This is a genomic window from Streptomyces sp. NPDC001492, assembly GCF_053597275.1.
The window spans coordinates 11,596-33,297 of record NZ_JBSFHW010000075.1 but is presented as its reverse complement, the minus strand read 5'-3'; the positions used below and the strand labels follow the sequence as shown (position 1 = coordinate 33,297).

The window sequence follows — 21,702 nt, the reverse complement described above, 5'->3', positions numbered from 1 at the left end:
CCGGGCCGTGCCCGCTGTCGGGGCTGACACCTCCCCCGCAGCCCCCGCACTCCCTGACGAGCACCGCCCGCGCGGTGTGCCGTTGTCCTCCCCGCCCCCGGTGCCCCTGCATATCCGTGCGCTGAGCAAGCCGCTCCAGCACACGGCTGCCACGGCCCGCCGGGGTGTCCCACTCCGCCGGAGCCCACCATGAGTGAACCCCCTGGCGCCGTCGTCGCCCTCGCCGATGCGCCGCCCGCTGACGAACCGTCAAAACCCCTCGCCGCACAGCGAGTTCTGCCGCTGCGCAGGCCGGGACGCTGGATCGCCACCGCCGTCGTCCTGGTCCTCGCGGCCCAGTTCGTGCACGGCCTGACGACCAACCCGTTCTACCAGTGGGACCGCTTCGGCTACTGGTTCCTGCGGCCCAACATCCTCGACGGCCTGCTCATCACCCTCGAAGCCACCGCCTACAGCGCGGTGTTGGGCCTGGCCGGCGGTATCGTCCTCGCCCTGGCCCGGCTTTCGAAGAGCCCGGTGCTGCGCGCCGTCAGCTGGACCTACATCTGGGCGCTGCGCTCCATCCCGCTCATCGTGGTGCTGCTCTTCCTCTACAACTTCAGCGCCCTGTACAAGACGCTGAGCGTCGGCGTCCCCTTCGGACCCGCCTTCCTCTCCTTCGACGAGTCCAAGCTGGCCACCGACATGGTGGTCGCCGTGATCGGGCTCAGCCTCAACGAGGCGGCCTACGCGGCCGAGGTCGTCCGCGGCGGCATCCTCTCCGTCGACCAGGGCCAGCACGAGGCGGCCGCGGCCCTGGGCCTGCCGAAGAGCTACCAGTTCACGAAGATCGTCTTCCCGCAGGCGCTGCGCTCCATCACCCCGAACTACGTCAACCAGCTCATCGGCCTGATCAAGAGCACCTCGCTGGTCTTCTACGTCTCGCTGCTCGACCTGTTCGGCACCGCGCAGTCCATGGGCGCCACCTACCCCGGCGACATCGTGCCGCTGCTGATGGTCTCCACCGTCTGGTATCTGATCCTGACCAGCGTCGTCTCCGTCATCCAGTTCTACGTCGAGCGGTACTTCGCCCGGGGCGCCACCCGCTCCCTGCCGCCGACACCGTTGCAGAAGCTCCGCACCGGTCTCACCGGCCTGCGAGCCCGTATCCGCAGGGAGGCCGCCGTATGAGCGCCGAGACCCTCGAACCGCTGGCCGGCGTCGAGGCCGCGACCGTCGAGGTGCACGACGTGCACAAGTGGTACGGCGCCCACCGCGTGCTGAACGGCATAGACCTGACGGTGCGGCCGGGCGAGGTGACCGTCATCCTCGGACCGTCCGGCTCCGGAAAGTCCACCCTGCTGCGGGTCATCAACCACCTGGAGAAGCCGGAGATCGGCCACGTCAGCATCAACGGCGAACTGATCGGCGTGAAGAGGCACGGCGACCGGCTGAAGGAGCTCAGCGAGCGGGCCATCCTCACCCAGCGCGGCCGGATCGGTTTCGTCTTCCAGAACTTCCATCTCTTCCCGCATCTGACGGTCCTGGACAACGTGGCCGCCGCCCCGGTCGCCACCGGCAGGCTCAGCAAGCCCGAAGCGCAGGAACTGGCCCGCGAGTTGCTCGGCCGGGTCGGTCTCGCCGACAAGACAGGCGCCTACCCGAGGCAGCTCTCCGGCGGCCAGCAGCAGCGCGTCGCCATCGCCCGCGCCCTCGCCCTGCGCCCCGGCGTCATCCTCTTCGACGAGCCCACCTCCGCCCTCGACCCCGAACTCGTCGGCGAGGTCCTGGCCGTCATCAAGGACCTGGCGACCAGCGGCACCACCCTCGTCATCGTCACCCACGAGATCGGCTTCGCCCGCGAGATCGCCGACCGGGTCGTCTTCATCGACGGCGGAAGGATCGTCGAACAGGGCCCGCCCTCCGAGGTCCTCGACAAGCCGCAGCACGAGCGCACCAGGGACTTCCTCAGCAAGGTCCTCTGACCTCCTGACGCACCTGCCGCGCCCCACGACTTCCCCCCACGCCACCACCTCATCACCCTCTCAGCGACAAGGAACGGCCATGTCTGTCCACTTCACCCGACGCAGCCTGATACGCGGCATCACCGCGGCGACCGCGGTCGCCACCCTCGCCACCGGGCTCGCCGCCTGCGGTGGGAACAGCGACGCGGCCACCACGAGCGGCGCCGCCAACGGGACCGTGACCGTCGGACAGCTCTCCAACGGCGCCGCCAAGCAGACCGGCCTCAAGGTCTCCGAGGTGAAGTCGATCAGCGCGGAACTGCCCAAGTCCGTCAAGAGCAGCGGCAAGCTGGAGATCGGCATCGGCGCCCTGCCCGCCGGTTTCGCGCCGCTGGCCTACGTCGGCAGCGACCAGAAGACCCTCACCGGCGCCGAGCCCGACTTCGGCCGCCTGGTCGCCGCGGTCCTCGGCCTGAAGCCCGAGCTGAAGAACTTCACCTGGGAGAACCTCTTCGTCGGCATCGACAGCGGCAAGGTGAACGTGGCCTTCTCGAACGTCACCGACACCGAGGAGCGCAAGAAGAAGTACGAGTTCGCCTCCTACCGCAAGGACAACCTCGGCTTCGAGGTGCTCAAGGCCGGCAAGTGGAACTTCGACGGCAACTACGAGAACCTCGCCGGCAAGACCGTCTCCGTCGGCGCCGGCACCAACCAGGAGAAGATCCTCCTGGAGTGGAAGAAGAAGCTGGAGAGCGAGGGCAAGAAGCTCACCGTCAAGTACTACCCGGACCGCAACGGCACCTACCTGGCCCTCAACAGCGGCAAGATCGACTCCTTCTTCGGGCCCAACCCCGGCATCGCGTACCACATCACCCAGGCCGCGAGCACGCCCAACCCGACGCGCAACGCGGGCACCTACTCCGGCGCCGGCGCCTCGTTGCAGGGCCTGATCGCCGCCACCGCCAAGAAGGACAGCGGTCTCGCCAAGCCGCTCGCCGACGCCATCAACTACCTGATCAAGAACGGCCAGTACGCCAAGTGGCTGGCGGCCTGGAACCTCTCCAACGAGGCCGTCGCCAAGTCCGAGGTCAACCCTCCCGGCCTGCCGCTCGACAACTCCTGACCCGCCTCGACAGGGGACTCCGCCGCCGCCCCGCGGCGGGGTCCCCGCACCAGGGCACCTCACCCGGAGACTGACACACGATGTCCGCCACCAGCCTCGAAGCCACCTCCTCGCACCTCCTGGACAACCCCGCCTGGGCCGCCCTGACCGGCCAGCACGCGCAGTTCGCCGAACGTGTCGGCCGCGCCGCCCGCTACCAGCGGGACGTGGCTCCCTTCCACGCCCTCACCGACACCGACGACCCGCGGGCCTGGGCCGACCTCGCCACCCTCGTCGGCCCCGACGGTACCGCCGCGGTGCGCGGAGTGACCGAGGCACCGGCCGGGTGGGAGATCCTGCGCACCGGACACGGTGTCCAGCTCGTGGACACCCGGCTACGCGCCGAGCCCGACCCCGAAGCCGTACGGCTCGGCCCCGACGACGTACCCGAGATCCTCGACCTGGTCGCCCGCACCGAACCGGGCCCCTATCTGCCCCGCACCGTCGAGATGGGCACCTACCTCGGCCTCCGCCACCGCGGCCGCCTGATCGCCCTGGCGGGCGAACGCCTCCACCCGCCCGGCTGGACCGAGATCAGCGCCGTGTGCACCGACCCGGCCTATCGCGGCCGGGGCCTGGCCACCCGCCTGGTCCGCGCGGTCGCAGCCGGCATCAAGGAGCGCGGCGAACGCCCCTTCCTGCACGCCCGAGCCACCAACGCCAACGCCATCCGGCTCTACGAGTCGATCGGCTTCACCCTGCGCCGCCGCACGGTCTTCTCGCTCGTACGACCGACCGGAACCGCCGCTCTGGAAGAAACGGCATAGCCGTGGCGTTGTCCTTGTCGAAGGCTGACTGTTCGCGCGTTCGGGCGGAGGTGTGGGACATGACACGTGTACTCAGCGTCCGTGCCCTCAACCCGCGCCGCCGCGTCCGCCTGCACTCCCGGCCCCACATCGACCTCCAGCGCGTGGCCGCCGCCCTCTGTTGCTCCTGACCTCCCCCAGCCTTCGGCCGGGGCCCCATCTCCCTTCGGTCGCCCTGCCGCCGTGTGCCCCGATCCCGCGGGCCGGCGATCTCGTACGGACCTCCAGGAAGGCACCCTCGTGTCCTCAACTCCCGCTTCCCCGCTGCACCTTGCCGTCGCCCTAGAGGGCACCGGCTGGCACCCCGCCTCCTGGCGCGAGCAAGTCGCCCGCCCCCGGGACCTGTTCACCGCCGGATACTGGGCCGACCAGGTCGCCGAGGCCGAGCGCGGACTGCTCGACTTCGTCACCTTCGAGGACGGCCTCGGCCTCCAGTCCTCGCGCTACGGCGAGCTGGACGGCCGTACCGACGAGGTACGCGGCCGCCTCGACGCCGTACTGATCGCCTCCCGCATCGCGCCCCTCACCCGGCACATCGGCCTGGTGCCGACCGTGATCGCCACCCACACGGAGCCCTTCCACATCTCCAAGGCGATCGCCACCCTCGACTACGTGAGCACCGGCCGCGCAGGCCTGCGCGTGCAGATCACCGCCCGGCCGCACGAGGCCGACCACTTCGGCCGCCGCACCTTCCCGCCCATCGACCTGGCCGAACTCCAGAGCCCGGCCGGACAGGAACGGCTCACCGAGCTCTTCGACGAGGCCGCCGACTACGTCGAGGTCGTGCGCCGGCTCTGGGACAGCTGGGAGGACGACGCGGAGATCCGGGACGTCGCCACCGGCCGCTTCATCGACCGCGACAAGCTGCACTACATCGACTTCGAGGGCAGGCACTTCAGCGTCAAGGGTCCCTCCATCACCCCGCGCGCGCCGCAGGGCCAGCCCCTGGTCACCTCTCTCGGACACCAGACCGTCCCGTACCGGTTGATCGCCCGCCAGACCGACGTCGGTTACGTCACGCCTCACGACACCGACCAGGCGCGCGCGATCGTCGCCGAGATCCGCGCCGAACAGGAGGCCGCCGGGCGTTCCGGTGAACTCCTGCACGTCTTCGGCGACTTGGTGGTCTTCCTCGACGACGACCAGGCCGCCGCCGAGGACCGCCGAGCCCGTCTCGACGCCCTCGCGGCAGAGCCGTACACGAGCGACGCACGGATCTTCGCCGGTACCCCCGCCCAACTCGCCGATCTGCTCCAGGAGTTCGCCGGGGCGGGGCTGACCGGATTCCGGCTGCGGCCCGCCGTCACCGGACACGACCTGCCCGCCATCAGCCGCGGCCTGGTCCCCGAACTCCAGCGCCGCGGCGCCTTCCGTACCGCCTACGAGGCCGACACCCTGCGCGGCCTGCTGGGCCTCGCCCGCCCCGCCAACCGCTACGCCGCCGCAACCGCCTGAGCCGGAAGGACCGCACCGACATGAGCAAGCCGCTGAAGCAGATCCATCTGGCCGCGCACTTCCCGGGCGTCAACAACACCACCGTGTGGAGCGACCCCAGGGCCGGCAGCCACATCGAGTTCAGCTCCTTCGTCCACTTCGCGCAGACCGCCGAACGCGCCAAGTTCGACTTCCTCTTCCTCGCCGAGGGCCTCAGGCTCCGCGAACAGGGCGGGAAGATCTACGACTTGGACGTCGTCGGCCGCCCCGACACCTTCACGATCCTGGCCGCGCTGGCCGCCGTCACCGAACACCTGGGCCTGACCGGCACCATCAACTCCACCTTCAACGAGCCCTACGAGGTGGCCCGCCAGTTCGCCAGCCTCGACCACCTCTCCGGCGGCCGCTCCGCCTGGAACGTCGTCACCTCCTGGGACGCCTTCACCGGCGAGAACTTCCGCCGCGGCGGCTTCCTCCCGCAGGACGAGCGCTACTCCCGCGCCAAGGAGTTCCTCACCACCACCCAGGAACTCTTCGACTCCTGGCACGGCGACGAGATCATCGCCGACCAGGCCACCGGCGTCTTCCTGAGCGACGCCAAGGCCGGCTCCTTCGTCCACTCCGGCCAGCACTTCGACATCCACGGCCAGTTCAACGTGCCGCGCTCCCCGCAGGGCCGCCCGGTCATCTTCCAGGCCGGCGACTCCGACGAGGGCCGCGAGTTCGCCGCCTCCTCCGCCGACGCCATCTTCAGCCGCTACGCCACCCTGGAGGCGGGCCAGAGCTTCTACAAGGACGTCAAGAGCCGCCTCGCCAAGTACGGCCGCCGCGCCGACCAGTTGCTCATCCTGCCCGCCGCGAGCTTCATCCTCGGCGACACCGACGCGGAGGCCGAGGAGCTGGCCAAGGAGGTGCGCCGCCAGCAGGTCAGCGGGGCCACCGCCATCAAGCACCTGGAGTTCGTCTGGAACCGGGACCTGTCCTCCTACGACCCGGAGGGCCCGCTGCCCGACATCGACCCGGAGATCAGCGACAACCACATCTCCAAGGGCCGCGCCCAGGTGCGCATGTACCGTGACCCGCTGGCCACCGCCCGCGAGTGGCGCGAGCTGGCCGCCGCCAACAACTGGTCCATCCGTGACCTCGTCATCGAGACCGGCAACCGCCAGAACTTCATCGGCTCCCCGGCGACCGTCGCCAGGACCATCAACGACTTCGTCCAGGCCGACGCCGGCGACGGCTTCATCCTCGTCCCGCACATCACCCCCAGCGGCCTCGACGTCTTCGCCGACAAGGTCGTCCCGCTGCTCCAGGAACAGGGCGTGTTCCGCACGGAGTACGAGGGCCCGACCCTCCGCCACCACCTGGGCCTCGCGCACCCGGACGCGGCGTCGGACGAGCGGGTGGCCTCGTGAAGTTCCTCGCGATCACCCTGATCGTGCACCGCCCGGACCCGGTCACCGGGGTGCAGAAGTCCACCCACGACCGGTTCCGAGAGGTGCTCGACAACGCCCTGCTCGCCGAGGAGCTGGGCTTCGACGGCTTCGGTGTGGGGGAGCGGCACGAGCGGCCGTTCCTCTCCTCCTCGCCGCCGGTCGTGCTGAGCCACGTCGCCGCGCTGACCAAGCGCATCCGCCTGTTCACCGCGGTGACGACGCTCAGCCTCCTGGATCCGGTCCGCGCCTACGAGGACTACGCCACCCTCGACCACCTCTCGAACGGCCGGCTCGACCTGATCATCGGCAAGGGCAACGGCGCCGCCCAGCGCGACCTGTTCCATGTCACGCCCGAGGACCAGTGGGACCGCAACGCCGAGAGCTACGAGGTGTTCCGGCAGATCTGGCGGCAGGACAAGGTCACCGCGGCGACCCGCTTCCGCCCCGAGCTGGCGGAGGCGGAGGTCTGGCCGCGCCCCTACCAGCAGCCGGTCCGGGTCTGGCACGGCAGCGCGACCAGCAAGGAGTCGGTCGACCTCGCCGCCCGCTACGGCGACCCGCTGTTCTCGGCCAACGTCACCAACCCCATCGAGCCCTACGCCGAGCTGATCCGCCACTACCGCGAGCGCTGGGAGCACTACGGCCACGACCCCGCACGGATCGCCGTCGGGGCGGGCACGGCGGGCATCCACGTCGCTCCCACGACCCAGCAGGCGCTGGCCGCGTACCGGCCGGTCTTCGAGTCCAACCTGGCGTTCTTCAAGAAGGCCGGTCTGCCGGTCGTCTTCGAGACCCTGGAGGACTTCGTCGAGCGCAGCTCCGCCCTGATCGGCAGCCCGCAGCAGGTCATCGACAAGGTGCACCGCTACCACGAGCAGTTCGGACACACGGTGGTGCACCTGCACGCGGACGCGAGCGGACTCACCGACACCCAGCACCGCGCCTCGCTGGAACTGTTCCACTCGGCGGTGGCTCCGACCCTGCGCAAGGCCATCCCGGACCCGCCCTTCGACTGGGGCCCGGTGCTGCCGGGAGCGGCAGCCAGTGAGGAGCCGGCCCATGTCTGACATCCCCCTCGGCGTCCTCGACCTGGTGCCGATCTCCTCCGGTTCGACGGCCGCCGACGCCCTGCGCAACTCCCTCGACCTGGCCCGGCAGGCCGAACGCCTCGGTTACGCCCGCTACTGGTTCGCCGAGCACCATCTCAACCCGGGCGTGGCGGGCACGTCCCCCGCGGTCGTCCTGGCCCTGACGGCCTCCGCCACCTCCACCATCCGCCTCGGCTCGGGAGCCGTCCAACTCGGCCACCGCACCGCCCTGTCCACGGTGGAGGAGTTCGGCCTGATCGACGCCCTGCACCCGGGCCGCTTCGACCTGGGCCTCGGCCGCTCGGGCGGCCGCCCGCCGGGTGAGAAGGCGACCGGGCCGACGACCACCCCGGTCGTCGACGGCCGCGCCCCGAACGGTCTGCTCATCCCGCCGCGTTTCTCCTTCGAACGCCTCCTCGGCTCACCCCGTATCGCCCTGCAACGCAGGCTGCTCCTGCTCCCGAACGCCGTATCGCAGGACTACGCCGAGCAGATCGACGACATCCTCGCCCTGCTGGCCGGCACCTACCGCTCCCCGGAGGGTGTCGAGGCGCACGTGGTGCCGGGCGAGGGCGCCGAGGTCGAGGTGTGGATCCTCGGCAGCAGCGGCGGCCAGAGCGCGGAGGTAGCCGGCGCGCGCGGCCTGCGGTTCGCCGCCAACTACCACGTCAGCCCGGCCACCGTCCTGGAGGCGGTGGACGGCTACCGGTCCTTCTTCCAGCCCTCCGACGTCCTCGACAAGCCGTACGTCAGTGTGTCCGCGGATGTCGTGGTCGCCGAGGACGACGAGACGGCGCGCGAACTCGCCACCGGTTACGGCCCGTGGGTGCGCAGCATCCGCACCGCCGAGGGCGCGATCGAGTTCCCGACACCCGAGGAGGCACGCGCCCACCCCTGGACCGACGAGGACCGCGCCCTCGTCCAGGACCGCGTCGACACCCAGTTCGTCGGCTCCCCGGCCCGGGTCGCCGACCAGCTGGAACAACTCCAAGAGGCAACGGGCGCCGACGAGTTGCTCATCACGACGATCACCCATGACCACGCGGACCGGGTGCGGTCGTACGAGCTGCTGGCGCGGGAGTGGAAGCGGCGGTGAGGCTCAGCAGCCGGAGCCGGTCGGGGCGAACTCCATGCGGGTGTGCCGGTCCGCCGCCTGTGCCCGCTCGTAGATCTCACGGGTGACCTGGTACCAGACGTCGTCCTGGGCCTTGACGCCGTTCACGTCGTCGAGGCTCAGGCACCACCGCTCCGGCCGGACGACCCGCCGGTACGTCTCCGTACCCTGACGGACCTTCCGGCAGCTCTGGTAATGCTCGGTGGTGTACCAGACGCGGGTCGTCCTGTGGGTGCCGGAGCCCGAACGCGAGGTGTGCCGGACCTGCCTGGTGGCGGACGTGCACCTCCTGACCAGGTGCGCACGTGTGTCCGTGACCGTCTTCCGGGAGCGGTGGCGGACGGTGTCCCGGAGCCCGGAAACGGTTTCCGGGCTCGGCTGGATCTGCCCGGCGGGGCTGTCCTGCGCGATCTGCCCGGCGACGCCGTTCTGCGTACCGTCGCCGGTCCCGCATGCGCCGAGCCCGGCCAGGAGAACCGCCGTCACCCCGGCAGCCAGCAGCCGACGCGTCATGAACATGTCTCCCCCTGAGGTCGGCGGCCAGCGTAACCGATCCCTGGCCGAAAATGATCGCCGCGGAGGTCTCGGTAAGAGCGCGGCATGAGCTCGGTATGACGGAGGGCGGTCGCCGGGCACAGCGCGGTCCGGGTGCCGGCGGGCGGCGTAAAGTGCCTGGCCGGGCCCGGTCGGGCGGCCCGAGACGCCGTAAAGGGAGCGCGCGATGGCAAGTCCGCCGGAACTCACCGTGGGGCGGCTGCTGTCCTCATGGCAACCGGACCTGCCCGCGCTGGTCCTCGTCCTGCTGCTGGGCGCCTTCTACGGCTGGGGCGTGCTGCGGTTGCGGCGCCGGGGCGAACGCTGGCCCGTGTCCCGCGTCGCCGCCTTCGCGGTGCTCGGCCTCGGCACCCTCGTCGTGGCGACCATGTCGGCTCTCGCCGTCTACGACCGCGTGCTGTTCTGGCCGGCCGGGGTGCAGAACATCCTGCTCGACCTCGTCGCACCGCTCGGTCTCGCACTGGGCGACCCGCTGCGGCTGGCCGTCCGCGCCCTTCCCGAACGAGCCGCCGGGCGCGCCCGACGGGCGATGACCGGACGCCTGGTACGCCTGCTCACCTTCCCGCTGGTCAGCACGGCCCTGGTGCTGGCGACCGAACTGACCGTGTACTTCACCCCGTACTTCGAGACCGCCCTGCGCCACGGCTGGCTGCATCAGCTGATGTATCTGCACCTGCTGCTCGCCGGCTGTCTGTTCGTGGTGCCGGTGCTCACCCGCGAGGAGACGCTCCCCGCCTGGTGCACCCACCCCGTGCGGGCCGCGCTGGTGTTCCTCGACGGCATCGTCGACGCCGTCCCCGGCATCGTGGTCATGACCCACGGCACGCTGATCGCCGGCGCCTGGTATCTGCACCACGCCCCGCCCTGGTCACCGGACGTGCACCACGACCAGCAGCTCGGCGGCGGCGCGATGGTGGGCATCGCCGAGCTGGTGGCCCTGCCCTTCCTGCTCGCCATCCTGGTCCAGTGGGCCCGCACCGAACGCGCGACGACCGCGGCACTGGACCGCCGCCTGGCGACGGAACTGATCCCGGCGGCGCCTGCGCAGGGGCAGACCGAGTCACCCGACCTCGTACGCCCGTGGTGGGAGACGGAGAACAGCGAGATCGCCCGGCGTATCCGGCAGCAGTGACCAGCGGGCCGGCCGCTGTGGTGCGGCCAGACGGTCAGTGAGACGGGATCGGCGGTCACCGAGGTCGCTCTGCCGCTGCTCGCGGTCGTCGCCCTCCAGTCGAGTCGTCGGTTCGTGGGCGGCGGGCTGGTTCGTGTTCGTCTCCCCGCTCCGCCGCATGCGCGACGTTCCGCAAGCCGCGCCGACGCCCGACCCCGTTGTCACGAGGTGACGTCGAGGGTGCTCGCCAGTGCGGCCAGTGAGTCCTCGGGGGTTCCCGAGGTGTCCACGACGATGCGTTCGCGGCCCCACGGCTCATACCGCCTGCCGGTGACCTCCGCCCGGTCCGGCAGCGGCAGACGCACTGCGGAACTAGGCCCCCTCAGCGTGCGCCGGTGTCGGCTGCCCGCTCTGGTCGGCCGTGGCGGTTGAGAAGATGCCCTGGCCGGGTGCCAGGATCCCCCGTGGGTCGTACGTGTGTTTCGCCGACTCGAAGTGCGCCCAGGCCGGACCGAAGTGGGTGCGCCAGTCCGCGTGCGTGAACGGGATGCTGCCGACCGGGTACTGCGTGCCGCCGGCCGCCGCGGTGGCCTCGTAGGCCCGGCGGTTGGCGGTGAGGAGGCGGTCGACGGTGGCGGTGTCGTGCGGCGGGGTGGCGCGCAGGACCGCGAAGAGGTACGGGACGGGATCGTCGGGGGTGCGCAGCAGGGGAGTGGTGAGGCGCTCGCGCAGGAGCGGGTACAGGAGGACGAGGCCGGGGCCCAGGTCGTCCGCGGTGAGCGCGTCCAGCACCTCGCTGGTGAGGCCGGCCGTGGACCTGCCGGGGAGCAGGAGGTTGAGCCAGGGGTGGGCGTACGTCCACAGGCCGGCCTCCTTGAGCTCTTCGACGCCGGGGGCGATCCGGTCGAGGAAGTCGTAGTAGGGGAGGTCGGCCTGCTCGACGCCGGTCGGGGTGTGGCGCAGGCCGCGCAGCAGCACCGTGTCGTCGGGTGCGGGGCCGACGGGCGGGCCGTAGGCCGCGGCCTCCAGGGTGTATGCGCGGAAGGCTCCGTCGGCGTCCGCCGAGACCTGGCCCTCGACGTAGTCGAACCGGCCCTCGCCGACCAGGACGCGCTGGTCGTCGAGGAAGGTCCGCAGGTCGTCGTAGGGCAGCAGGTAGTGCCGTACGGTCTGCGGCGCGGGCAGCAGGCGCAGGGTGGCGCCGACGATGACCGCGCACTGGCCGAGGCCGGCCAGGGCGGCGTGGAAGAGGTCGGGGTGCCGGGTGGTGGAGCAGTGCACCAACTCGCCCGTGCCGGTCACGACTTGGAGTTCGCTGACGTTGTCGACCTGCGCGCCGTGCCGGTGGGTCTGGCCGCCGAGGCCGCCCACGGACAGGGTGCCGCCGACGGAGAGTTCGAGATAGTCGGTGAAGACGGGCGGGGTGAGGCCGTGGGCGAGGGTGGCCTTGGCGACCTCGCTCCATCTGGCGCCCGCACCGACGGTGACCGTGGTGCTGTCCGGGGTGAGCGGGCCGATGTCCGCGAGGGTGGCGGTCTCGATGACCAGGCCGCCCCGGACCTGCGCCTGGCCGTCGGTGGCATGTCCCTGGCCGCGCGGTGCGAGGGGCAGGCGGTGCGTGTGGCAGAAGCGGACCATGGCGACGACGTCATGGACCGAGCCGGGGCGCAGGACGGCGAGGGGACGCCGGTGCACGAGGTGGCCGAAGTCCTCGGAGGCGGCGGCGAGTGACGCCTCGTCGATGACGAGCGTCCCGTCGAGCGAAGGGATCTCCGCCAGGTCCGGGCCGGACCCGGATCCGGTCACGGCCCAGCTCCGGGCGGCGGGGTCGAAGCCGACCACCGCCGCGCCGGAGACGGTGAGCCCGCGCAGCAGGGCACGTCGTGACGGCGTGTGGGACATGGGCACAACCACCTCGCACGCAACTGGGGGTGATCAACGCCCTGTCATCCTAGGAGAGTTGGGCGCTTTGCGGTGGTGTGCCGTGCCGTCCGCGGGGAGCGGATCAGGTCATTTCCCGGCGGTGAGTGACGCGCGGGTCGGCTTGCCCAGGGCCCAGAAGAGCACGCCCAGGAGCATGAACCCGGCGAGCGGGAGGGCCTCCGTCAGCAGGTACTTCCAGCGCTCGGCGTGACTCCAGCCGTCCGGAGCGTAGGCGGATCCGAACCAGTGGTCGCCGAGTCCGGGGGCGACCAGCTGCACGCTGGCGAACAGGATGAGCACGGTGAGTACGACGCTGATGATGCCCGGGAAGGGCGCCTTGTACGGGCGGGGGACGTCCGGGGCCTTGCGGCGCAGTACCGCGAGCGCCGGGAAGATGCCCAGGTAGCTGACGAGCGTGGTGGAGACGGCGAGGCCGAGGACCGCGCCGAAGAGCTTGGCCGCGCTGCCGTGGGTCAGTTCGTGGGCCAGCACCAGGACGACGGTGGAGACCAGGCCGCTGAGGATGTTGACCCGTACCGGGGTGCCGAAGCGGCTGGAGATGACGCCGAGGAAGCGGGGCGCCGCGCCGTCGTAGCCCGACACGGCGAGAGCGCGGTCGGAGCCCATCACCCAGGTGACGCCCGAGGACAGCACCGTGAGGATGAACATGATCGCGGCGAGGTCCCCGAGCAGGCTGCCGGCACCGCTGAGCGTGGCCGTGCCGTCGGAGGCGACATGGCCGCCGTAGACGGTGAAGACCTGCCGGATCGCGTCGAGGAACCCGCCGAGGCCGGTGACGGCCTTGACCGGCAGGACCAGCAGGATGCCGAGGATCGGCAGTGCGTACAGCGCGACGGCGAGGGCGGCGCTGCGGAAGATGGCGAAGGGCACGTCCTTCTGGGCGTCGGTCATCTCGTCGCCGGCGGTGTTGGGCAGTTCGAAGCCGACGTAGTTGAACATCAGGACCGGCACCAGGGCGACGAAGCCCGCGTACGTCGGCGAGAAGTCGCCGGCCGCGAAGCCGTGCAGACCGTGCTTGATCCCGTAGATCACGACGGTGACGGTGAACAGGCCGAGAAGGACGAAACGGCTCCAGGCACCGAGGGTGGGAATCCACTTGCCGATGTCGAAGGAGAGGATCGCGGCGAGGACGCCCACCCAGACGAACAGCAGGGTGAACACGTAGAAGGCCGGCGTGCTCAGGTCCTTGCCGTCGTTGAAGAAGGTGGTGAAGGCCGTGACGGCGGAGACGGACAGCGTGCCGCCCAGCCACACCGGGTTGGTGATCCAGTAGAGGAAGTTGTTCACGGCGCCCGCGAGGCGCCCGAAGGCCCGGCTGGTCCAGATATAGGGACCGCCCTCGTCGGAGAACGCGGCCCCGAGCTCCGCGGTCAGCAGCGCGGAGGGCACGAAGAACACCAGAGCCAGCACGATCAGCCAGGTGAACGCCTCGGCACCGGAGGAGGCCACCGTGCCGATGGTGTCCACGCCGACGATGGTGCACAGGAGGAAGAAGAGAATGTCGAAGCGGCCGAAGTGCTTGCGCAGCTTCTGCCGCTCCGTCTGGGCCGTTGCCGGCTCGGACGCGATCTGGCCAACGGTCACGGGAACTCCTGCGTGCGCGCGGGATACGGGTGCGATTCGGCCAATGATCGGCGCCGCCACACAACCGCACAAGCGTTCCTGTACAAGTCTTGACCATCGCCGGGGCGCACCTACCGCAGCGGAAACCCTGCCGAAACATCGGACGCGGCGGGCATGGGACGCGTGGATGCGTCAGCCCCGCCGGACCGGGCCTCCAGTGCCCGCACCACGGCCACCATGTCCTCGCCCCCATGGCCCTGCGCCACGGTTTCGCCGAACAGGGTGTGGCAGACGTCGAGCAGAGGGGAGGCGAGACCGGCCCTGCGGGCGGCCGCCGCGATCAGCCGGTTGTTCTTGAGGACGTCCGCGGCCGCCGCCTGGACGGCGAAGTCACGGTCCAGCAGTTTGGGCGCCTTCGTCCGGGAGACGGCGCTGGCCATCGGGCCGGCGTCCAGGACGTCCCGCAGCAGCCGCGGGTCGAGCCCTTGCCTATCGGCGAAGTGGAACGCCTCGGCCAGCCCGGTCACGAGGGTGATCAGGAACAGGTTGACCGAGAACTTCATCAGCAGCGCACCCGGCACGGGACCGCAGCCGAACGTCTCCCGGCACATCGGCGCCAGCAGCGGCCGTACGGCCTGCACGGCGTCGTCGTCGCCCGCCAGCATCGCCACCAATTGCCCCTGTTCCGCCGGGATCCGCGACCCGGAGACGGGGGCCTCGACGTAACGCCCGCCCGCACCGTGGACGGCCTCCCGCAGACCGGACGAGTACTCCGCGGAGGTCGTGCCCATGTGGACGACGGTGTGCCCGGCGACCCGCGCGGCGAAGTCCGGGGTGCCGCACCCCAGGACCGCGTCGACGGCACTCTCGTCGGCCAGCATCAGGATCACGGTCTCCGCCCGGTCGAAGACCTCGGCGGGAGCGGCCGCGATCCGGGCCCCCGCGGCGCGCAGGGGTTCACACCGGGCCGGGGTGCGGTTGAAGACGACCAGAGGTGTCCCGGCGCGGGCGAGGTTGAGCGCCATGGGCTGCCCCATGACCCCGAGGCCGACGAAACCCACGTACACGATGTCCCACCGTCCTGGCTGATACCGATCCGGCCGACGTGGAGACCGGCCTCCTCGGCTTGGTTATGACAGCGGTCATAGTAGCCCGCGCTATGACGGCGGTCATAGAGTGCGGGGAGTCGTCGATGCACGGAGCGGTGGGAGGAGAGCGAGGATGACGGCGGCAGAGGCACCGCGGCGTGGACCACGGGAGCGGATGGTCTTCGGTGCGGCCCAGCTCATCCGGCGCGACGGCGTCGCCTCCACCGGGATGCGGGAGGTCGCCGCGTACGCGCAGGCGCCACGCGGTTCCCTCCAACACTACTTCCCCGGCGGCAAGGAGCAGCTCGTCAACGAGGCGGTGGGCTGGGCCGGGAGATACGCCGGCGACCGCATCGACCGCTTCCTCGACGCGCTGGCCACGCCGACGCCCAGCGGGCTGTTCGCCGAGATGGTGCGCCAGTGGACCGACGAGTACGAGACCGCCGGGTTCGCGGGCGGCTGCCCGGTGGCGGCCGCCACGGTGGACTGCGCCGAGTCCACCGCGTCGACCCGGGAGGCCGCGGCCGCCGCGTTCGGCACCTGGACCGGTGCGGTCGCCCGGGCCCTGACGGACATGGGCGTACCCGAAGACCGGGCCGGGGCGCTGGCCACGCTCATGATCTCAGCCCTGGAGGGGGCGATCCTCATCGCCCGCGCCGAGCAGCACACCCGCGCCCTGACGAACGCGGCCCGGGAACTGGGCCCCCTCCTCGACGCGGCGGTGGTCAAGGACGGCGCCTCGGCTCACTCCTCCCAGTCGAGCTGATGCTCGGGTGTCCCGCCGACCACCCGTACGCGATCGCTTCGGCACGCCCCGCCTCGTCCCCGCGCCGCCGGCTGATCCGACATGCGGCTGCCGCCGCGTGGCCTTCCGGGCGAAGACGACCACGCGCTCGTCCCCCGCGGTGAAGTCCGCGTAACCAGCCGTTCTCCGGCTCCAGCGCTTCGGCGAGCGCCTGCGCGAGGCCGCTCACGTCGTCGCTGTCGGTCTCCCACTCGACGAGCGTCCACAGCCCGGGCTGCGCGGGGCTCGCGCTTGCCGAGACGTCGAGCCGGGTGACATTGCGCAGACGTAGCCCGGGGGGCTGGAAGACCGCACCGGGCCGCAGGCTCTCGCCGATGACGTATCCGGTGACGGGTGATCGACTCATGCCTCGAAGCCATCGGCCGGCACCGACACTCGCCGCACCGCCAACTGGCTGATCGCGTCGGCGTGTTGCTCGGCAGGCCGACTCCGCCCGTCGGGCCTGGACGGCGAAAAGGGGAGCCGAACACCCGGACACCGGAACCTGCAAAGTCCTCACTCACAAGGGCATTTACCGCTTCGTCGGCTTGTGGGACGCTCGGATTCCTCGGACGGGGGGAGCGGGGATGGGGCAGCGGATTGCGGAGCTCGGTGCGCTCCTTCGCTCACTGAGGATGGCCACCGGGTTGCCCTCGGCCGCGCTGGCCGCGTACCGCTCGTTGCCCGGCCTCGCCGAGGCGTACGAGCAGGTCGTCGCTCCGGTCCTGGCCGGCACGCTCACGGACCCGCGCGGGCGCGACCGGGTCGATCGGTCCCTGCGTTCGATGAGCGCGAAGTTCGGGCTGGCCATGCTCGGTTACGCCCGTCTGACCGGATGCGCGCCCCGGCTCGACGTCGTCGTACTGGCCGGAGGGGTGACGAGGCTCTACGACGATCTCATCGACGGTGACGTCGACCTCTCGGCCGATGCCCGCCTCGCGGACCTCCTGGGCAACCGGCATTTCGTACCTGGCACGGATGTCGAACTGCTCCTGGGACGGATGGTGTACGAGATCGAGGGCAGACTCGGCCACACTCCCGACGAGTCCGTCTTCATGGCTCTCACCTCGCTGCACGAGTATCAGGTCCTCTCCCGCCGCCAGCGCGAGCCGGACGTCCCCGTCGACGTGCTGGAGAAGATCACCCGCGGGAAGGGCAGTGCGGCCAACCTGATTCTGTGCGGCATCGTCAAACCCGGCCTGAACCAGGTCGAACGCGAACTCGTCATGGACCTGGGTGAGGCTCTGCAGTCCCTCGACGACTACATGGACATCGACCTCGACCGGGACCACGGCGTGACGACCCTCGCCTCCCTCGGCGTCGTCACCCTGCCGCACATAGCGGGACGACTGCGCGCCATGCGGCCACGGCTCGTGTCGTGTTACGGCCGTCGGGCCGCCGGGCCGTACTGCGGGATGCTCTACTTCCTGCTTCTCAAGTCGTGGGTGGGCCGCAGGTTACCCGTCCTCGGCCGGCTGGCCCGTGGGCCGGCCCGCAACTCCGCAGTCCTGGCCTTCCTCTCGCGCGGAGAGGACGCACTGCCGGCGGCCGGACCGGAGACGCCGGCATGAGGGACGAGCGAGCGTTGAAGGTATTCGTCTTCACCCTGCTCGGCGTCATCCTGGTGGCCACGGTCCTGGTGGCTGTCAGGGGGCTGATCGAAGGTGACCTCAAACCGCTGGACCTGTGGGTCTCCCTCATCCCCGCCGTCCTGACCATCGCCACCATCGTGACGGGCTATCTCCAGAGCAGTCGTCGTGCGCCCGTCACCGCGGAGGAGGCGGCGTCGGCGCTGGCGCGGATGGTGGCCAAGGAGACCAAGTCGGAGAACAGCTCCCGCGGCCTTCTCGCGGAGCGGCGGATGGCCGTGCGCTGGCGGCGCCGGCCCGGCTCGGAGCGGATCTCGCGGCTGTCCGCCGAACTCCCCGACGAGGGCGTACTGAACCAGTTGACCGGCGCCGTCACCCGGCACGCCCGTGCGGGCGAGCTGTGCCGCCTGGTGGTGACCGGTGACCCGGGAGCCGGCAAGACGGCCCTGGCGATGGTGGCGACGATGGAACTCGCCGAACAGACGGTACCCACGGTGCCCGTGCTCTTCCAGTTCTCCACCTGGGACCCGTCGCGTCGCCTCGTGGACTGGATGACGGACGAGCTCAGCACCGCCCATGCGGTCGTCGCGGACAAGCCGAACAGCAGACGGATCGCCGAGGAACTCGTCCGGCACCATGTCCTGCCCGTTCTCGACGGTCTGGACGAGGTCTCCGATCCCGCCGCCGCTCTCAGACGCATCGAGGAGGAACTGGAGGGCCGGTCGTTCGTCCTGACCTGCCGGACCGACTCCTTTGCCGAACTGGACGGCGGCCGAACCCTGAACGAGGTGCTGGTCGTACAACTCCAGCCGCTGCGGGCGGACGAGGCCCGCAGTGTCCTGCAGACCTCCGCCCGGCCCAGCCACGCCGCACCTCTGATCTCCGTTCTCGACGCCGAGCCGACCGGACCGGTGGCACGGGCGCTGCAGACACCGTTCATGCTCTCCCTCGTCCTGAAACTCGGCGGCTCCCTTCCCGCCGAACTCCTCACGGCCACGGGCCCGGAGGCCGAGGAACGCATCAAGCGGTATCTGCTCGGGGCCTTCATCACCCGTGCCTACGGGCCCTCTTCCTACGATGTCGACGAGGCCCGCGGCCATCTGGCCTTCCTCGCCCGGCATGTCGACCCGGCCACCGGCAGGCTGGCCTGGTGGCGACTGCACGGCGCGGTGCCACGGGCGGTGTTCGTGACGCTCGCCGTGGTCAACGCGGCCATCGCCTGCCCGGGCGCGGCGATCGTCGTGTTCTCCCTCTTCCAACGCCCCTGGTGGGGTCTGTGGATCGGGCTCGGAGCCGCGGTGATCGGCGCGTTCGTGGTGGAGCTGGTGCCACCGGACGATCCACGCCGTGCCAAGCCGCGTCTGAGGTCCGTACGGCCGCCCACCGCGCACGCCCTGCAGCGGGTCCTCGGCTTCGGGGCGGTGGGCGGCGCCGCCTGCGCGGTGATCGTCCGGCTCCTGTACGAGAAGCCGCAGTACGTCGTCATCGGCGGCGTGCTCAGCGGTATCACCTTCGCCGCCGCCCGGTACTTCAGCGAACCCAGCGACCCGATGGAGGCCGTCACCCCTGTCGCCCTGCTGCGCTCCGACCGTTCCATGGTGCTCTACTCCTGGCTGGTCGGTGCCATCCCCGGGGCGCTCACCGGCGCCTACCTCGGTGCGTCGCTCAAGAGCGGGCGGCGCACCCCGCAACTCGACGACGTGGCACTGATCGACAAGCTCCCCACCGCGGTCGAGGCGCTGATGGGCGCGGCCGGCGGAGCACTGCTCAGTGCCACCGGGCTCGGCATGATGGCCCTCGGCTCCAGCTCGTGGGGACGATTCGTGGCCACCCGCGGCTGGCTCGCCCTGCACGGCCGTACGCCACTGCGGCTGGTGGCCTTCGTGGAGGACGCCCGTAAGCGAGGTGTGCTGCGGCAGATGAACGGCTATTACGAGTTCAGCCATCGCCAGTTGCAGCGTCACCTGGCCGGACCGGTACGGGCCGTCGCCTCCGCCGCTGATACCAGCACCGGCCCCGACAGCACCCAGTAGGCCTGCCGGGCAGGCCACCGGCCGGTGTCGGGCAGCGGCAGATAGCACGCCTCGGGGAAGCGGACCCAGGCGTGGGGGAGTCCGGGGCCCGCGGGCAGGAGCTCCAGCTCGGACAGCCCTCTGCGCACCTCGGCGACGGCTCTCAGCTCGCCACAGTGGGCGGCGCAGACGAACTGCAGCATGGCCTGCGAGAAGGTCCCGCTGTCCCGCTCCCGCTCCCTTCGGCCGAGCAGCTCGCCGACGTCGTCGCCGCTGGTCAAGTCGTAGACCCGGGGCGGGCCCGGCACATCGTCGGCGTGGACGGCGCAGCGCAGCAAGGGAAAGTCGTGCCCGCGCAGGGCGGCGGTCTGCTCTGTCAGCCAGTGCCGCTCGTACGCATGCTGAACGCGCTCGAAGACGACCAGGAGGAGCGACCGGGCCAGCACCGCCGTCCCGAGCACCATCGCGCACGCCAAGGCGGCCACTCTGAGGGACGCCACCAGCAGCCCCACCATGGCCATGGCGAGCGGCACCACCGCCCACCCCACGCCGACGAGCTGGGCCCCCGCGAACTCCGGCTCTCTCAGCCCGGTGCCGTAACGCCGGACCGCCCGCCTCGGCCCGCGCAACGGCGCCAGCGGAATGGCCGCATCGGGCCCCAGCAGCTCAGGCTCATGGCTCATGGCCGCACCCGCCCGCCTTCCGTCGACACCCACCCGTGAGGTATCTACCCCGTGAAGCTACTACGGGAGCGTGGACGAGACAGGGTGCCGCCGGACGACCCCGCAGGACGTGCGCCACGGACGGGACGACATGGATCGGGGAACGGTTCCCTCCCCCGAAGGTACCGTTCCCCGACCGCTCCCCCGGCGCCGGACTCTCGGCCGGCTGACCGCGTGGGTGCGGATCTGTGCTGTCACCAGCACATGACCGCTGTTTCCCCCGGTCCCCACGCGGAGTACAGGCGTACTCGGACGAAGTAGCGGCGGCCCTTGACGAGCCGGGCCTTGATGGTGGCGTTGTGCGGTGCTCCGCCGTCGTCCCGGCCGGCGAGGTAGCGGGGTTCCCCGTCCCGCTCCTCGAAGACCACGACGACGCAGTCGCTCGCGCCGAAGGCGCCGATGGTGTACTCGCGGGTCTCCGGCGGGTCGACGGTGAAGTCGGCCTGCTCGCCGGGGCCGAGGCCCAGCGGCGTGGAGCGGAAGGGCACCAGCGCGGGCGGCCGCGGCACATCGGCCGGCGGGTACCGGCGCAGCACGAACTCCTTGTCGGCCGGCGAGAGCGTGCCGGGCGGGTTCAGGCCCCCGCGGAACTGCTCCGGCTCCAGGATCAGCCCGTCCTCGAACGGATACTCCATGATCGACTGCGGGTCCCAGACGGAGCCGTTGACCTCGTCCGCGTCCAGCTTGCGCAGGATGTTGAAGTACGTCCTGTCCCGGCTCCAGAAGTTCGGCGGGCCCGCCAGCTCGGCGTAGACGGCCTCGTCGTCCCAGTGGATGCCGGCGAACGGGCTCTGGTGCTCGTGCAGCATGCCGAGCGCGTGCCCGATCTCGTGCAGGGCCGTCGCGCGCTCCCCGGGCGCGGTCAGGTCCCAGCCGAAGTTCATGGTCCGTTCGTTCTGCCCGGCCTGCAGACAGTCCTTGCCCACCATCGACCAGGAGCCGTCACCGAGCTGGAACCCGATGCGCAGCTCGGCCTCCGAGCGGTCGCCGACCTCGACGAAGGTCACGCCGATGCCGAGTCCCTGCCACTCCTGGAAGCACTCGCGCACCACGTCCCGCTGCTCCTTGGCGCCGACCCACGACACCCGCCGGGACTGCCCGGTTCCCGGTACGGGAATGACCGACCCGTCGGTGTCGCCGTCGAAGACCCAGTAGTGCAGCACGGTGCCGTTGACCCACATCGACCGTCCGCCGATGAGCGCACTGAGCCGCTCGGCGGTCAGCCCCGGTGTGAAAGCGGGGGCCGACTGCTGCGCGAGGGAGCAGTAGCGTCCGGTCATGCGCACAGGTTGCCGTGGGCAGGGTCACGGGCGCCTGAGTCGGGGGCTACTCAAGTCACCCTGTATCAGGG

At 70.9% G+C, this 21,702-nt stretch carries 20 protein-coding genes; 13 read left to right on the top strand and 7 right to left on the bottom strand.

The annotated features are described in order from the left end of the window. Positions 1-189 precede the first annotated feature (189 nt). The 9 genes from ACWC1K_RS47740 (at position 190) to ACWC1K_RS47700 (ending at position 8,965) form a co-directional block, all read left to right on the top strand. Positions 190-1,170 (top strand): amino acid ABC transporter permease, encoded by a 981-nt coding sequence (locus ACWC1K_RS47740; RefSeq protein ID WP_450840164.1) that lies wholly within the window; start codon positions 190-192, stop codon positions 1,168-1,170. Beyond that, positions 1,167-1,964, top strand: a complete 798-nt coding sequence (locus ACWC1K_RS47735; RefSeq protein WP_450840162.1) for an amino acid ABC transporter ATP-binding protein — start codon at positions 1,167-1,169, stop codon at positions 1,962-1,964. The genes ACWC1K_RS47740 and ACWC1K_RS47735 overlap by 4 nt, the downstream gene beginning before the upstream one ends. Before the next feature lie 79 nt (positions 1,965-2,043). Further along, entirely contained in the window at positions 2,044-3,066 is a 1,023-nt protein-coding gene (locus ACWC1K_RS47730) for an ABC transporter substrate-binding protein (protein ID WP_450840161.1), read from the top strand. Between the two features lie 80 nt (positions 3,067-3,146). Beyond that, positions 3,147-3,872 carry a GNAT family N-acetyltransferase gene (locus ACWC1K_RS47725; protein ID WP_450840159.1) on the top strand — a complete coding sequence of 242 codons (726 nt, stop codon included), beginning with the start codon at positions 3,147-3,149 and terminating at the stop codon, positions 3,870-3,872. A gap of 59 nt (positions 3,873-3,931) precedes the next feature. Continuing rightward, the gene (locus tag ACWC1K_RS47720) at positions 3,932-4,042 is read left to right on the top strand and encodes a putative leader peptide (protein ID WP_450840158.1); all 111 of its coding nucleotides are present in this window, start codon (positions 3,932-3,934) and stop codon (positions 4,040-4,042) included. Positions 4,043-4,151: 109 nt separating this feature from the next. Further along, a complete protein-coding gene (locus ACWC1K_RS47715) occupies positions 4,152-5,366 on the top strand; it encodes an LLM class flavin-dependent oxidoreductase (RefSeq protein ID WP_450840156.1) in 1,215 nt (404 codons plus the stop codon). A 20-nt stretch (positions 5,367-5,386) separates the two neighbouring features. Next, the gene (locus ACWC1K_RS47710; protein WP_450840155.1) at positions 5,387-6,760 is read left to right on the top strand and encodes an NtaA/DmoA family FMN-dependent monooxygenase; all 1,374 of its coding nucleotides are present in this window, start codon (positions 5,387-5,389) and stop codon (positions 6,758-6,760) included. After that, a complete protein-coding gene (locus tag ACWC1K_RS47705; protein ID WP_450840153.1) occupies positions 6,757-7,848 on the top strand; it encodes an LLM class flavin-dependent oxidoreductase in 1,092 nt (363 codons plus the stop codon). Before ACWC1K_RS47710 ends, ACWC1K_RS47705 begins: the two co-directional genes overlap by 4 nt. Next, the gene (locus tag ACWC1K_RS47700) at positions 7,841-8,965 is read left to right on the top strand and encodes an LLM class flavin-dependent oxidoreductase (protein ID WP_450840152.1); all 1,125 of its coding nucleotides are present in this window, start codon (positions 7,841-7,843) and stop codon (positions 8,963-8,965) included. The genes ACWC1K_RS47705 and ACWC1K_RS47700 overlap by 8 nt, the downstream gene beginning before the upstream one ends. Positions 8,966-8,968: 3 nt before the next feature. Here ACWC1K_RS47700 and ACWC1K_RS47695 read toward each other — a convergent pair whose 3' ends face one another. Then, positions 8,969-9,496, bottom strand: a complete 528-nt coding sequence (locus tag ACWC1K_RS47695) for a hypothetical protein (RefSeq protein WP_450840150.1) — start codon at positions 9,494-9,496, stop codon at positions 8,969-8,971. Between the two features lie 208 nt (positions 9,497-9,704). Between ACWC1K_RS47695 and ACWC1K_RS47690 the strand changes: the two genes are divergently transcribed. Continuing rightward, positions 9,705-10,670: a cytochrome c oxidase assembly protein gene (locus tag ACWC1K_RS47690; protein ID WP_450840148.1), complete on the top strand. Its 966-nt coding sequence runs from the start codon at positions 9,705-9,707 to the stop codon at positions 10,668-10,670. A gap of 200 nt (positions 10,671-10,870) precedes the next feature. Here the strand turns inward: ACWC1K_RS47690 and ACWC1K_RS47685 are convergent, their stop codons facing one another. The 4 genes from ACWC1K_RS47685 to ACWC1K_RS47670 all read right to left on the bottom strand — a co-directional run bounded on the left by ACWC1K_RS47685 (position 10,871) and on the right by ACWC1K_RS47670 (position 15,226). Continuing rightward, on the bottom strand, positions 10,871-11,014 hold the full coding sequence (locus ACWC1K_RS47685; protein ID WP_450840147.1) for a hypothetical protein: 144 nt from the start codon (positions 11,012-11,014) through the stop codon (positions 10,871-10,873). Positions 11,015-11,021: 7 nt separating this feature from the next. Beyond that, entirely contained in the window at positions 11,022-12,551 is a 1,530-nt protein-coding gene (locus ACWC1K_RS47680; RefSeq protein WP_450840145.1) for an FAD-binding protein, read from the bottom strand. 108 nt (positions 12,552-12,659) lie between these two features. Further along, positions 12,660-14,177, bottom strand: coding sequence for an APC family permease (locus ACWC1K_RS47675; RefSeq protein ID WP_450840143.1), 1,518 nt, complete (start codon positions 14,175-14,177; stop codon positions 12,660-12,662). A gap of 110 nt (positions 14,178-14,287) precedes the next feature. Then, complete coding sequence (locus ACWC1K_RS47670; protein WP_450840169.1) at positions 14,288-15,226, bottom strand: NAD(P)-dependent oxidoreductase; 939 nt, start codon at positions 15,224-15,226, stop codon at positions 14,288-14,290. Positions 15,227-15,377: 151 nt separating this feature from the next. Between ACWC1K_RS47670 and ACWC1K_RS47665 the strand changes: the two genes are divergently transcribed. From ACWC1K_RS47665 to ACWC1K_RS47655, 3 genes are all read left to right on the top strand, one after another. Continuing rightward, positions 15,378-16,010, top strand: coding sequence for a TetR/AcrR family transcriptional regulator (locus ACWC1K_RS47665; protein WP_450840141.1), 633 nt, complete (start codon positions 15,378-15,380; stop codon positions 16,008-16,010). Positions 16,011-16,615: 605 nt separating this feature from the next. After that, positions 16,616-17,599: a hypothetical protein gene (locus ACWC1K_RS47660; protein ID WP_450840139.1), complete on the top strand. Its 984-nt coding sequence runs from the start codon at positions 16,616-16,618 to the stop codon at positions 17,597-17,599. Next, positions 17,596-19,650 (top strand): NACHT domain-containing protein, encoded by a 2,055-nt coding sequence (locus ACWC1K_RS47655; protein WP_450840138.1) that lies wholly within the window; start codon positions 17,596-17,598, stop codon positions 19,648-19,650. The genes ACWC1K_RS47660 and ACWC1K_RS47655 overlap by 4 nt, the downstream gene beginning before the upstream one ends. Here the strand turns inward: ACWC1K_RS47655 and ACWC1K_RS47650 are convergent. Next, positions 19,578-20,312 carry a hypothetical protein gene (locus tag ACWC1K_RS47650; RefSeq protein WP_450840136.1) on the bottom strand — a complete coding sequence of 245 codons (735 nt, stop codon included), beginning with the start codon at positions 20,310-20,312 and terminating at the stop codon, positions 19,578-19,580. The two genes, ACWC1K_RS47655 and ACWC1K_RS47650, sit on opposite strands and share 73 nt — an antisense overlap. A 233-nt stretch (positions 20,313-20,545) precedes the next feature. Then, complete coding sequence (gene absR1 / locus ACWC1K_RS47645) at positions 20,546-21,631, bottom strand: beta-glucuronidase AbsR1 (RefSeq protein WP_450840134.1); 1,086 nt, start codon at positions 21,629-21,631, stop codon at positions 20,546-20,548. Between the last annotated feature and the right edge of the window lie 71 nt (positions 21,632-21,702).